At 48.1% G+C, this 14,389-nt stretch carries 6 protein-coding genes; all 6 read left to right on the top strand.

Going from position 1 to position 14,389, the window contains the following annotated elements:
• The first annotated feature begins 461 nt into the window (after positions 1-461).
• The 6 genes from EKO24_RS18400 to EKO24_RS18375 all read left to right on the top strand — a co-directional run bounded on the left by EKO24_RS18400 (position 462) and on the right by EKO24_RS18375 (position 14,377).
• Positions 462-7,814: a non-ribosomal peptide synthetase/type I polyketide synthase gene (locus tag EKO24_RS18400; protein ID WP_127027457.1), complete on the top strand. Its 7,353-nt coding sequence runs from the start codon at positions 462-464 to the stop codon at positions 7,812-7,814.
• Positions 7,815-7,930: 116 nt separating this feature from the next.
• Positions 7,931-9,160, top strand: a complete 1,230-nt coding sequence (locus EKO24_RS18395) for a macrolide family glycosyltransferase (RefSeq protein WP_127027456.1) — start codon at positions 7,931-7,933, stop codon at positions 9,158-9,160.
• A 259-nt stretch (positions 9,161-9,419) separates the two neighbouring features.
• Positions 9,420-11,228 carry a carbamoyltransferase family protein gene (locus tag EKO24_RS18390; RefSeq protein WP_143733254.1) on the top strand — a complete coding sequence of 603 codons (1,809 nt, stop codon included), beginning with the start codon at positions 9,420-9,422 and terminating at the stop codon, positions 11,226-11,228.
• Between the two features lie 287 nt (positions 11,229-11,515).
• On the top strand, positions 11,516-11,695 hold the full coding sequence (locus EKO24_RS22920) for a hypothetical protein (RefSeq protein ID WP_127027454.1): 180 nt from the start codon (positions 11,516-11,518) through the stop codon (positions 11,693-11,695).
• Positions 11,696-11,701: 6 nt separating this feature from the next.
• Positions 11,702-12,595: a polysaccharide deacetylase family protein gene (locus tag EKO24_RS18380; protein ID WP_127027453.1), complete on the top strand. Its 894-nt coding sequence runs from the start codon at positions 11,702-11,704 to the stop codon at positions 12,593-12,595.
• Between the two features lie 12 nt (positions 12,596-12,607).
• Positions 12,608-14,377, top strand: coding sequence for an NAD(P)/FAD-dependent oxidoreductase (locus EKO24_RS18375; RefSeq protein WP_161990622.1), 1,770 nt, complete (start codon positions 12,608-12,610; stop codon positions 14,375-14,377).
• The last annotated feature ends 12 nt before the right edge of the window (positions 14,378-14,389 follow it).

Here is a 14,389-nt window from a genome sequence, read left to right as displayed (position 1 = left end):
AACGCTGGACTGTTGAACTCTCTTCTTCGTGGCTGGTAAAAAGGTATTCACCGCACGTAGCCGTAAATCTTCTGAATAAAGGCTGAGCATAGACAGGTAGCTCATGCGTACTAAACATTTGTAGTCTAACAAGCGGTTTAAACATACAATGGAAATATATTGCCAGTGCCTATCCCTGAGGTTAACTTGTATATTTCTTTGTCTCGGCAGTGCACTAATCAATCGTTGTAAGCTTTAGCTGATATTCAGGAAGCAATTTTTAAGGTATTTTAATAGTGAATTCAACGCTTGGTTATCCAGACAAATCATAATTAGTTTCAGAACTAGATGCTCTACTGTTTTCGGCCCCGTATGCGGCAATCGCAATTAATCACGTAGTTACTGGAACAGTACCGAAGCCAAAATTCTCAATAAGAAGATGACGAACAATACTCAAGCATTCTGCTAACAGGGGAAACTAGATGGAAAAAACGTCAACTAGAAGCGATCAGAATCACTTAGTGAAACAGGCGCTTGTTGAACTTAGGGAGCTTAAGGCAAAGCTCAAAAAACTGGAAAACGCGAAAAATGAACCGATTGCAATTATCGGCATGGGCTGCCGGTTTCCTAAAGGCGTTGATAATCTGAAAGATTTTTGGAGTTTATTGAGTAATGGCGTTGATGCGATCACCGATATTCCTGCCGATCGGTGGGATGTTGAGGCCTCATACGACCCAGACCCTGACGCAAGTGGAAAAAGCTATATCCGCCATGGCGGGTTTATTGACGGCATTGATTTATTTGATCCCGATTTTTTTAACATTCCCCCCAGGGAAGCAAAACAGCTGGACCCACAGCTTCGGCTCTTATTAGAGGTTACCTGGGAATCTCTTGAGAATGCAGGCCTGTCTCCCGATCAAATACGGGGAACCGAAGCCGGCGTGTATGTGGGATTGATGAACAGCGACTATGTCTTTCGCCAATTCGGAGGTATTACGCCCTCAAGCATCGATCCTTACATGTTGACCGGGAACAGTAATAGTTTTCTTGCCGGACGCTTATCCTACTCGCTCGGGTTGCATGGCCCCAGTATGGTGGTCAGTACCGCCTGCTCATCGTCGTTAGTCACAGTTGACCTGGCTTGCAAAGCGTTACGCAATAAAGAATGCGATTTAGCCTTTGCTGGCGGCGTGAATCTGATTCTAGACCCCGTCACTAATATCATGCTTTCACAGATGCGGGCCATCGCTTCCGATGGCCGTTGCAAATCGTTTGATGCGTCGGCCGATGGTTATAGTCGAGGCGAAGGATGCGGGATGATTGTGCTTAAGCGTCTTTCGGATGCGCTTGCCGACCGCGATAATGTTCTCGCGCTGATTCGCGGATCGGCGGTCAATCACGACGGCAAGAGCGCCGGTCTTACGGTTCCCAATGGACTCGCCCAGGAAAGACTGTTGCGCAAAGCCTTTAAAGCTGCCGGGGTAGAGCCGGCGGACGTCGGTTATATTGAGGCTCATGGCACCGGCACGGCATTGGGCGATCCGATTGAGATCCGGGCGTTGACCAGAATAATGGGCGATAATCGGGAGGCTCCGCTACACATCGGTTCAGTTAAAACCAACATCGGCCACTTGGAAGCCGCCGCCGGGATTGCCGGTTTGATCAAGACCGTCTTAGCGTTGCAATATCAACAAATCCCGCCGAGTTTGCATTTTAAAGAGCCCAATCCGCACATTCCATGGGATCGGATTCCATTAAAAGTCGTGACCGAGTTATCGCCATGGCCCCATAGAAACAAACCCAATATTGCCGGTGTGAGTTCTTTCGGATTGAGCGGTATTAATGCGCATATTATTCTTGAGGAAGCCCCAACGTCCGAGGTCGAAACGATCAGCGAGGAGCGGCCGCAGCATATTCTTGCTTTGAGCGCAAATTCCGATGATGGATTACGGGAGTTGGCCCAACGCTATATTTCCCATTTAAAATTTAATCCAGAGCAGTCTTTCGCCGATGTTTGCTATACGACAAATCTAAGCCGCATTGACTTGCCCCACCGTTTACACGTTGTTGCGGAATCTTCGCTTGAAGCCCAGCAATTGTTATCGGCGGCTACATCGACTGCAACTAGGACGCGGATCAAAAAAGCGCCTAAAGTTGCGTTCCTGTTTACCGGACAAGGATCGCAATATCCGGATATGGGCCGTCAGTTGTTTGAAACGCAGCCGACTTTTCGCCGCGCCTTGTGCCGATGCGACGAAATTTTACGCGCTTATCTGGATATTCCTCTGCTGGAGATTCTTTATCCTAAAGAAGGCCTGTCTTCGATAAAAGACACTGCAAATGAATTTGTGATTCACCAAACCGCTTATGCGCAACCGGCCTTATTTTCGCTTGAGTACGCTTTGAGCCAGCTTTGGCAGTCGTGGGGAATAAAGCCTGACGTTGTGATGGGCCATAGTGTCGGGGAATATGTTGCCGCATTGGTTGGGGGCGTCTTTAATTTGGAAGACGGACTCAAAATGATCGTGGAGCGGGGGCGCTTGATGCAGGCGCTTCCCAAAAACGGCAAAATGACCAGCATTTCGGTCTCTGAGGCCGATGCCGCAGCAGCGATACGCGCCTCTGACTCCGGTAACGAGGTGTCAATCGCTGCAATCAATGGGCCGAAAAGCGTGGTTATTTCGGGCTCGGACAATGCGGTAGTTAAGGTCGTTCAATTTCTTTTACGCCAGGGGCTGCTTAAGGAACAATCGGACGCGATAGACCTTGAGGTTTCGCATGCATTCCATTCACAGTTGATGGATCCGGTGTTGGTTCCCTATGCGGAAGTTATTCAAAAAATTAAGCTTTCAGCGCCGAGTATAAGGCTGATTTCCAATATTACCGGCCAGTCGATCCAAAATGAAATCGCAAGCGCGAATTATTGGTGTCGGCATCTACGCGAACCGGTACGATTTGCCGATGGCATAGACAGTCTGAACCAGCTGGACGTCGATGTGTTTCTGGAAATAGGACCAAAACCCGTTTTGCTTGGATTAGGGCAGCAATGCCTGTTTGAAGGCAAAGAACGGGCATGGTTGCCGACTTTGCGAAAGAATAAGGATTGGGAGCAAATTCTTTGCAGCCTGGGACGGTTGTACGAGTTGGGAGCCAAAGTCGACTGGCCCGGTTTCGAACAGGACTATGCGAAGGCTCGCCGCCGGGTGGTCCTGCCGAACTATCCGTTCCAGCGGCAACGTTACTGGGTGTTGAATAATAAATCGCACCTGAATACCGGGAAATGCGCTTCAACCAAATGCACTACCTTGCTGAATCAGGGTAACAGTAACGAACTTGCCGATTGGCTTGCCCAGACCAAAGATTTTTCCCAAGAAGAACTGAAGTTGATGCCGAAAATTCTGGAGGCTTTGGTAGAGCAGCACCGGCGGGAAACGGAAGAGGCACGGATTGACGCTCAGATTGCAAACGATACCGCATACCCGGAGTCGTCAGAACCGATCGATGTCAGCTTGCCGCTTCTTGATTGTCTGCAAAACGCTCCAGCCGATGAGCATCTGATGCTGGTCACCGAGGCCCTCGAAGCTAAAGTCGTTAAAGTGTTGGGACTTAGCAGGGCAGTTGATACCGATATTTCGCTGGTTGAGTTAGGATTCGATTCGCTGATGTCGACGGAGCTTCGGACGTGGTGCAAGCGTGAATTCGGGGTCGAGTTGGATATAGCGAATTTCCTGTCAAGCTTGGGTGTTTCCGCTCTGGCGCAAAAGCTTGTTGAGCAAATATCGTTCTCGGCATCGTCAAGTCTTGCAGCCGCTGATACCGGCAATATCGGCACTAGCGCATCAAAAAACAATGCGCCCTTTCCTTTGTCACATGGACAACAAGCGCTCTGGTTCATCTATCAAAACGCGCCCGACAGTTCCGCTTACAATGTCGGCCTTGCCTTACGCATCTGTTCGGAGCTTGACGTAGACGGCCTTCGCCGAGTCTTCCAATTACTGAGCGATCGGCATCCTGCGTTACGGAGCACATTTTCAGCCGCCAATAACGGCGAACCCCAACAGATTGTCCATCAGGCCCGTCAAGTCGATTTTGAGACCATCGATGCGACGAAATGGGAATACAGCTTGCTGGTTCAGCAGGTCGACTCGGTTCATAAGCAACCTTTCGATCTAACCGAGGGGCCGTTGATGCGAATCCGGCTGTTCTCATGCTCCGCCAGCGATCATGTGATGTTGCTGACGTTTCATCATATCATTTGCGATAACTGGTCCATTTGGACGCTGCTGTCGGAATTCCGTGATTTATATTCCGTGGTAAAAACGGGCCGCTCCAAGATCTTGCCGTCGATTCAGCACCATTACAGTGATTTTGTCCGTTGGCAACAAGAAATGTTGTCGGGGCAAGCCGGTAACGACCTGTGGGCTTACTGGCAGAAGCAACTAAACGGAGAGATTCTCCCCCTGGATTTACATACGGATTACCCAAGGCCGGCCATACAAACATATAAAGGTGCATCCTACGCGGTAATGTTACCGGCAGAGTTGACCCAAAAGATCAGGGAATTGGCACGCCAGGAGCAAGCCACGCTGAACATGGTGCTTTTGGCCGCCTACCAAGTGTTATTACATCGTTATACCGGACAAACCGACATCTTGGTCGGAGCGCCTACGGCGGGCCAGAACCAGAGCATGTTTGAGCATGTGGTCGGCTATTTCATCAATACCGTTGTTCTGCGCGCCGACCTCTCCGGAAATCCTACTTTCCAGACGTTTTTGCAGCAGGTCCGCCAAACTTCATTGGAAGCCCTTGCGCATCAGGATTATCCTTTTTCGTTATTGGTGCAAAAACTGCATCCAAAGCGCGACTTAAGCCGTTCCCCGCTCGTTCAAACCCGTTTTTCCTTACAGAAAGAACCGCCTATCCTGAGTAGCGAATTGGACATGATCCAGAGAGTCGATTGGGGCGGAATAAGTATTGAACCGTTTGAATTAGCGGAGGAAGAAGGCCAGCTCGACATTAATATGCAAGTCGTGGAAGGCAAACACACGTTAAAAGTCATTCTTAAATACAATACGGATTTATTCGATTTAGCCACTATTCAGAGAATGAGCGGACATTTTGTCAACCTGCTGACAAACATCGTTGATCGGCCTTCTGACTGCGTCTCGATGATCCCGCTGTTGTCAAAATCGGAACGCGAGCAAATGCTGGTCGCCTGGAACGACACCAAGGCGGAAGCGCCATTGGATCAATGTATCCACCAGTTGTTTGAACAGCAAGTAAGCCGAACGCCAACGCAGATAGCGGCGGTATTCGAGGACAACCGCCTAAGCTATCAGGAGTTAAACCGGCGGGCTAATCAGCTTGCGCATCGCTTGCAGGAATTAGGGCTTGGTCCGGAAAAAGTGGCCGGCATCATGTTAGAGAGATCGCTGGACATAGCGGTGGCCATTTTGGGCGTCCTTAAAGCAGGAGGCGCATATCTGCCTTTAGATCCGAAAACGCCTCGCGAGCGCTTAAATTTTATCTTGCAGGACAGCTCGGCACAGGTTCTGCTCACGCAGCAGAAGCTGATCCCTGAAGAAGCGATCCCTGATGACGTTCCGCTATTTTGCCTGGACAGCGATTGGAAGACGATTGCCGAGTATAACGACCAAAATCTCGTTAGTGCCGCCGGTCCTCTGAACCTCGTATATATTATTTACACTTCAGGTTCGACAGGCAAACCTAAAGGCGTTCAACTGCTGCATCGCGGTTTGACCAACTATCTTACCTGGGTTGTACGTACATTCGACGTTGGTAAAGGATCGGGCGCGCCTGTGATTTCCTCAGTCGGTTTCGACCTGACCATTACCAGCTTATTTCCGCCATTATTGACAGGCAAGACGGTTTATTTTTTCCCTGAAGGCAATGAAATCGAAACCTTAAGCAAAGTTTTGATCGAAGATCAAAACTTAAGCCTTATTAAGTTCACGCCGACCCATTTGGAAATGTTGAACCAGCTTTTACCGGCTAAAAAAATGGCCGCTCCGGTTCAAACCCTGGTTATCGGTGGAGAGGTATTGTCAGGGCAACAACTGACGTTCTGGCAAACTTATGCGCCGAACACCCGGTTGTTCAATCATTACGGCCCGACCGAAGCCGTGGTTGGCTGTTGTTATTATCCGGTTAGCGAACCGATGAGCGGAAATATACCGATCGGTAAACCGATCAGTAACGTGCAACTCTACATTTTGGACCCGCATTTAGAGCCGGTGCCGGTCGGAGTTATCGGCGAATTGCATATCGGCGGTGCAGGTGTCGCGCGCGGTTATTTGAACCGTCCTGAATTGAATCAAGAAAAATTTATTACCAACCCTTTTGGAGAAGGCCGGCTGTTCAAAACCGGCGACTTAGCCTGTTACCGGGCAGACGGTAATATTGAGTTCTTTGGGCGCAAGGATTCCCAGGTGAAATTACGCGGCTATCGAATCGAGTTAAGCGAAATCGAAGTGCTGCTGTCAAACCACTCCGGGATTCAGGATTCTGTGGTCATGGTCCGGGAAGACAAGCCGGGAGATCAGCGGCTGGTTGCTTACATTATCCCGTCGGACGGCTCGCAACAGGCGGGCATCACCGATGAGCAACTGCGCCGCTATTTAGCGGATGAATTACCCGGATATATGATTCCGTCGCATTTTGTCACGATGGATTCATTTCCGCTGATTGCGAACGGCAAGGTTAATCGCAAAGCATTACCTGCCCCCAAAATCAATGACTTGAAAGATTCCCCGGCCAGTCCTCGCGATACGCTTGAGCTTGAACTGACGCCAATTTGGGAATCGGTGCTGGGCTATCATCCGATTGGCATACACGATAGTTTTTTCGATCTTGGCGGACATTCCTTATTGGCCGTCAGGTTGATGGCAAAAATTCAAAAGAAATTCGGCCGCGACCTGCCTTTGAGCTTGCTTTTGCAAAACGATACCATTGCAAAATTCGCCGACTGCCTGCGGAAAGCAGCCAGCGCCGATGATACATGGTCGCCGCTTGTCGCTATTCAGCCTTTGGGAAACAGGCAGCCCCTGTTTTGTATTCCCGGAGCCGGCGGCAATGTGATTTATTTCCACAAATTGGCCAGCTATCTAGGCTCCGATCAGCCCTTCTACGGTCTACAGGCGGCCGGGCTTAACGGCATCGCAACACCCCATACGACTGTCGAGGAAATGGCTGCGTATTACATCGAAGCAATGAAGCAAGTGCAACCTACAGGTCCGTATAGGGTTTGCGGCCATTCGGTTGGCGGTTGGGTTGCGTTTGAGATAGGTCAACAATTACTCAAACAAGGAGAGCAAATCGCTTTTGTAGGGATTATCGATACGCCGATACCTAACAAAGATCGCGAAGACCGATCGGGTTGGGATAATGCGAAATGGATTATTGAGTTAACGGCACGGATTCAGCATTTGCTGTCGGCCGATCTGTCGGTTTCCCTGGACGACTTAAGAGAACTCGATTTCGACCAGCAGCTCCACTATTTTAAAAGCCGGCTGAATCAGGCCGGCCTGTTTCCTGCCGAAGTCGGCATCGATCAATTAAAAAGTATCCTGCAATTGTTTAAGGCTCAATCGCAGGTTATCTATTTTCCAAAAGATGTGATTCCGTCCCGGCTTAGCCTTTTCCGGACTGACACCGTTCATAAGAATCTTCCTCCCGAAGATCAGACCTGGGGATGGCAAACGTTCGGTTCTGTTGATATTTACCAAGTTCCGGGCGAACATTTGACTGTACTTGCCGAACCTTATGTACAAATTTTGGCGAAGGAGATGTCCGCTTGCCTGGAAGTTTTATCGTAGGTAAGCACATAAGATTATGATATTTCCAGATTTGATCAAGGATGCCCGGGCATGAGCTTTTTAACAAAAAATAGAATTTTTTATCTACCATTGGCAATCCAAAAAGGGGGGTATTTATGTCAACGGTAGTTGTTCTCAATTTGACCAGTTCAGGCCATATCAATCCGACGTTGCCGTTGGTTACTGAACTGGTCGGCCGCGGAGAGAGGGTAATTTATTACGCGATTGAACAATACCGTTCGCTCATCGAAGCTACAGGAGCGGAATACCGCCCTTACAGCCATCCTGAATACTTGGTTCCTAAAGTTCACCAGGGCGAATTCTTTGGGTCGATGGCCCATTTCGCCAAAGCCGCTCAAGTTAATTTGCCGGCATTGTTGGAAGATTTGGAGCAATCTCCTCCGGATTATATTTTGCTTGATTCGATGTGCATCTGGGGGAATCTGGCGCAGCAGATCATGAAGCTGCCCGCCATCACGTTCTCGTCAATCTTCATCATGCACCCGACGATGAAAGCCGAGGACATTCTTGATATGGTTTATTCGCCGCGCCCCAAGGAAGTCGTTCTCAAAGGAGTGCAAAGCCTGTATCGCTATTTTGAGATTTCCCAGGAAATCAATGAACAATACCATTGTAAAATCCCCAGCCTGATTGAAGCGTTTTCCAACCCGCAAGATTTGAATATCCTGTTTACGTCCAGAAAGTTTCACCCATTCTCGGAAATGTACGATGCAAGCGTCTACAAATTCGTCGGCCCGTCCATTGCACCGCGGCCAGGAACAATTCCGTTCCCGTTTGAACAGCTCAAGCCTGGAGTTACGATCTACATTTCGTTAGGCACGATCGTCAATGACGCCGTTGAATTTTATAAGGACTGTTATCAAGCTTTTGGCAATAGGATAGAGCGCCCGTATCCTCATCAAGTTATTCTCTCGATTGGCAATAAAGTGAATCCAGCCGATCTTGGACCGGCTCCGGATAATTTTGTTGTGATGCCGCATGTGCCGCAGCTTGAGGTATTGGAGCGAACTTCTGTTTTTATTACTCACGGCGGGATGAATAGCGCTAGTGAGGCGCTATGCTATGGCGTGCCTCTCGTCGTCATTCCGCATCGGGGCGATGCGTTTCTTGTGGCGCAACAAGTTGTCAACAATGGTGCCGGAGTAAGTATGCTGCCGGCTCAAGCATCGCCGGATACCTTGCATGATGCGGTGGAAAAAGTTCTATCGTCGCCGGCATTCAAGCAAAATGCAGAAGAGCTAGGACAGTCGCTTAGATCGGCGGGGGGATATGTCAAGGCAGCCGATGAAATCATGGCCTATAAGAGCGAGATCGGCCTCAATTAAAAGAAGTAATCAGAACAAAGATAATTAGAAAAACAAGGAAAAAGTAAAAATGACATCAGAACAGAAGCTTCACCCATTGATTGCCAAGTGTTATCGCCTTGCATTATCGGCACTCTACACTATTTTTATTATCCCGAACGGGTGGTGGCTAAGGAATGTGGCCGCGCGAAAACTACAAGCAACAGGTTCAAAGCCGCAGCTTTGGCAGGATAGAACAACATCGGATACTCAGCTCGATCATGCACGGAGGCAATACTAAATGTATATCTTAGGAATTTCCTGTTTTTACCACGATTCGGCAGCAGCGTTGCTGCATGACGGCAATTTAATCGCCGCAGCCGAAGAAGAGCGGTTTTCAAGAAAAAAACACGATTGGGAATTTCCCCATCAAGCGATTGCCTTTTGCTTGTCTTTGGCCGGAATTTCGAAAGAAAACGTCGATTATTTTGTGTTCTATGAAAAGCCGATGATCAAATTCGACCGCTTTTATCAAACCATCATTCAGTCATCGCCAAACTTAAAACATATTTACACAAACAGCTGGGAAAGCCCTTATAAAGAAAAACTTTGGGTGAAAAAAGAACTGCTTAAGGCTCTGGATATTCCATCTAAAAAATTGCTATTTGTTGAGCATCATCTCAGTCATGCAGCCAGCTCATTTTTTTGTTCGCCTTATGAAGAAGCAGCGATCCTGACCGTAGACGGCGTCGGCGAATGGGCAACCGCTACGATTGGCAGGGGGACTGCGAGTTTCTCGTCGGAGAACAGCGGGAATACCGGCATTGAGCTTTTCAAAGAAATTCGTTATCCCCATTCGCTTGGATTGATGTACACGTCTTTTACCGCCTTTCTTGGTTTTCGAGAGAATTCGGGCGAATACAAGGTGATGGGCATGGCCCCCTACGGCGTGCCAAGGTATGTGGATGATATTTATAAGCATATTTTCGAAGTCGATGATGACGGCGGGTTCCGGCTGGATATGGACTATATCCCGATTACCCAATCACTGCCCTGGAATCCCAGGATCATCTCGAAGAAGTTCATCGAACTTTTCGGGCCGCCGCGGGAAAAGGAATCGGAATTTTTCACGCTGACGACGCATCCTAATCGCGACCATCCGGATTGGGATGAGGCCGTGGCGGCAAAAAACCAGCATTACGCCGATATTGCCGCAAGTATTCAGGTTGTTACCGAAGAAACCATGTTGAAAATGGCAAACTATGCTTATAAAAGCACGGGCTTGAAAAAGCTGTGCATGGCAGGCGGATGTGCGCTTAACTCGGTCGCCAATGGCCGAATTATGCGCGAGACTCCATTTGAAGATGTCTATATTCAACCGGCTTCAGCAGACTCCGGTTCTGCGTTGGGCGCGGCATTATATGTCTATCACGCATTACTCAAAAAACCGCGCAAATTTATAATGGAGCATCCTTATTGGGGGAAAGAATACAACGACGATGAGGCTTTGTCAGCCATTAACGCGACCGGGCGTTCATTTGAAAAAGTGGAAGACCCGGATAAATTGGCTCATATGATTACCGACGACTTGCTTGCCGGCAAGGTTGTCAGTCTTTGCCAAGGGCGTTTCGAGTGGGGACCTCGCAGCTTGGGCAATCGCTCAATCATTGCCGATCCGCGCAGAGCTGAGATGAAATCCATCGTTAATGAAAAAATAAAATTCCGTGAGCCTTTCAGGCCTTTTGCTCCGGCTATTCTCGAAGAGCGGACCTGTGAATTCTTCGAAGACATAGACGACCCAAAGACTCATTATCCGTTGCGTTTTATGCTGTCGGTTCATAAAACTAAAAAAGATAAAATAGATAAAATCCAAGCCGTAAGCCACGAAGACGGAAGCGGTCGCGTCCAAACCGTCCGCAAGGAATGGAACCCGCTATGGCATCGTACGATCGAATTGTTCGGCCAGGCAACAGGAGTACCGGTGATACTTAATACTAGTTTCAATCTCCGCGGGGAGCCGATGGTAACAAGTCCTTCGGATGCTTTAAAAACCTTCGGTAAAAGCGGTTTAGAAACCCTTTATGTAGGGAAATATGTAGTTCGTAAATAAAAAAGGCTACAGGCTTTGCGGATGACTGGGAGCTATGGCTAAAAGCGCAACTAAAGGAAGACACCAAAGCGGCGAGGGGGCCAGTTAGCGCGGAAGCAGTACTCTCGCAGGATTAGGGGCCGATAAAGAATTTCGAGAAATCAAGCCAAGGATTTGCCGTGATTTCTTCGCTTCGCAACGAAGCGGTCGGCAACTAATTAATAATATGTTTTTTGTGGTCTGGTGTTCGCCGCGTAGGAAAAATGGCGTTCGGTAATAAACAGTGACATAACCTAATAATTATAAACATGATAAAAAGTTTGGATAAAATTACCCTGCATCTTTCAATAGTCAGTGAAATGTTTGGCTTTTACTGGAAAGAAAAACGATGGCTATCGCTACCCGGCTTAATGATCTGGTCGCTGTTACCGTTGTTTTTAATCATTGTTTTGTTCATAGCCGTCGCTATGTTTTGGAAGATAATCTAAGCCCTTATGACCGATTTCAATCCTTTTCTTAAAAAGCTTGGCTACTCTGCCGATGATCGTGTCGTTATTTTTCATGCCGATGATGTCGGTATGTGCCAAGCTACAGTTAGCGCATTCAAGCAGTTGATAGAACAGCAAGTATTAAATTCAGGGGCGGCGATGGTGCCTTGTTCGTGGTTCCCATCAGCCGCTTCTTACTGTAGGGAATTTCCAAATACCGATTTAGGCGTTCATATGACCTTTACGAGTGAATGGAAAAGTTATCGATGGCGGCCTCTCTCTACCAGTCATCCTGAGTCCGGCTTGATTGATTCCGAAGGCTACTTTTTTTCCACTACCGATGCGGTTCATAAAAACGGGATAGCAAAATTCATTGAAGGCGAGGTGGCGGCGCAAATCAATCTGGCCTTGGCGGCCGGAGTCGATGTCAGTCATATCGACATGCATATGGGGGCAATGTTGCATCCCAACTTCCTACCGGCCTATTTGCAAGCAGGAAGAACGCACCGCATTCCAATGCTCGCTTACCGGATGTCTGAAGAAAAATTGCAAAAATGGAACAACCCTCAATTGGCCGCAAAAATTAAGCAAATTTTAGCGGAACTGGAAGAGCAGGGCTTTCCTATCATCGATCACTTCTATCAGACCGATTTGTCGCGGCCGGAAACACGCATGGACGAGATTGATCATGTATTGAAAACACTGGAACCCGGTCTTACTCACTTTATTATACATCCGGCACACGACACCCCTGAATTGCGGGCAATTACAACCGACTGGGCCGGCCGCGTTGCCGATTACCATGCCCTGGAACAAGATGGGTTTCTTAAGTGCCTGAATAAATACAATATCCAAAGAATCGGCTACCGAGAACTTAGAGATGTGATGCGCAGCCAATAAGGTTTAATGCAGATGGAAAATTCAAAAAACGAAATCAATAAACGTATTCAACAGCTGGACCCTGAAAAGCGGGCTGCACTGGCAGACATCGTAAAAGAAAAAATGGCCCAAAGGGAACGGTCGCCTGAAATGCCGGCAGACTATGATGTCGTTATCTTGGGCGGCGGCCTAGCCGGCTCAGGACTGGCTAGGCAGCTGATCCGCCGGAGAAAAGCCACGCGAATATTAGTCGTTGAAAAAAGTACATTTCCCTGTCCGGAAGTTGCCTTTAAGGTTGGGGAATCCGTGACGGAGTTAGGCTCCTATTATTTAAGGGAAGTTCTCGAACTTCATGAGCACCTCAATGAAGAGCAGATAGAGAAAGCCGGAGTTCGCTATTTCTTTTCATTCGAAGACAATCAAGATATTACGCGCCGCATGGAAGTCGGTTTGAAACGCTTTCCCCCTGTCCCTGGGTATCAGTTAGACCGAGGCCGTTTGGAAAACTATTTATACAAGGCAAACTGTAGCGAGGGCGTGACATTTTGGGACAATTGCCGCGTGGCCGATATTGCCGTCGGAAACCCGCATAAAATTACCGTAAAACGGGGTACGGAACAGCACGAAGTTACCACAAAGTGGATCGTTGACGCGACGGGGCGGGCCGGCACATTAAAACGTAAATTGGATCTTGCCGAACAAACCCAACATGCTTCCAGTTCGGCTTGGTTTAGGATTTCCGGCGTTGTTAGTGTAGAAACATGGACGGATAACCTGAAATGGAAAGAACGCATTGCTCCGGGCATTCGCCAAATCGGCACTATCCATTTAATGGGCAAGGGCTATTGGGTTTGGATTATTGTATTGCCAAGTAATGCAACCAGCATTGGTATCGTAGCCGATCCCGAATACCATTCTCTCAGTGAATTTAATAGCCTGGAAAAAATGATCCAGTGGCTTCATAAGCATGAGCCTCAGTGCGCCGCAGTTATCGAAGCGCGTAAAGACCAGATTCAGGATTTTCTTGCGGTTAAACATTTCTCGCACGGTTGCAAGCGCCTGTTTTCAAAAGATAGGTGGTGTATCACCGGAGAAGCCGGCGTTTTTGCAGACCCTTTTTATTCTCCCGGAACAGACTTTATTTCTATAAACAACACTCTGATTTGCGATCTGCTGATGCGGGATTTCGAAGGTGAAGAGATAGCCGCCCTTGCCGAGCAATATAACTTTAACTTACTTGGCCTATTCAAGCTGTACCTGAACACCTATCAAAATCAATACCCGGTAATGGGCAATGAACAGGTCATGCTGGCAAAGATCATATGGGATTGGGCTATTTACTGGGGCGTCAATGCTTTCATGTTCTTTCGAGAAAACAAATCATTCGATTTGCAATGGCTGTCGACAGTGCAATCCGAAATGCGGCGCTTCAATGAACTGAATAACACCATGCAAAGTCTATTCAAAGAATGGGATAGGATCGAAAATCCCGTCGTTAGCGACCAGCTGTTTAGCCTGCTTGACCTCGAATTTCTGTACAAACTGCACACCGGGCTGGTTGTCGATCTCGACTCGGAAGAAAGCAGGGCTCAACTCATCGAAAACATTAGAACGCTTGAAATTCTTGCTCGCGAATATTGCCGATATGTCAGTGCGTTGAAAGATCCTGCCGAGCCCTCGATGAAAGCAGCCCAAGAGCTAATAGAAAGCTTAAAGCTCGATCAGTCCCTGACTGCTTCAGAACGAATGCAGAATGACTTGAGCACCATTTGGCTGTCGAAACGCCAACAATCAATCGCTTAATTTTTACTATCT

This window comes from Candidatus Methylobacter oryzae (assembly GCF_003994235.2).
GTDB lineage: Bacteria > Pseudomonadota > Gammaproteobacteria > Methylococcales > Methylomonadaceae > Methylobacter_A > Methylobacter_A oryzae.
The sequence above is the reverse complement of the archived record's forward strand: the minus strand, read 5'-3'. Positions and strand labels throughout refer to the sequence as shown.

Coding starts and splice junctions, on each gene's coding strand:
- EKO24_RS18375 (WP_161990622.1), top strand. CDS start 12,608: ATGGAAAATTCAAAAAACGAAATCAATAAACGTATTCAACAGCTGGAC.
- EKO24_RS18400 (WP_127027457.1), top strand. CDS start 462: ATGGAAAAAACGTCAACTAGAAGCGATCAGAATCACTTAGTGAAACAG.
- EKO24_RS18380 (WP_127027453.1), top strand. CDS start 11,702: ATGACCGATTTCAATCCTTTTCTTAAAAAGCTTGGCTACTCTGCCGAT.
- EKO24_RS22920 (WP_127027454.1), top strand. CDS start 11,516: ATGATAAAAAGTTTGGATAAAATTACCCTGCATCTTTCAATAGTCAGT.
- EKO24_RS18395 (WP_127027456.1), top strand. CDS start 7,931: ATGTCAACGGTAGTTGTTCTCAATTTGACCAGTTCAGGCCATATCAAT.
- EKO24_RS18390 (WP_143733254.1), top strand. CDS start 9,420: ATGTATATCTTAGGAATTTCCTGTTTTTACCACGATTCGGCAGCAGCG.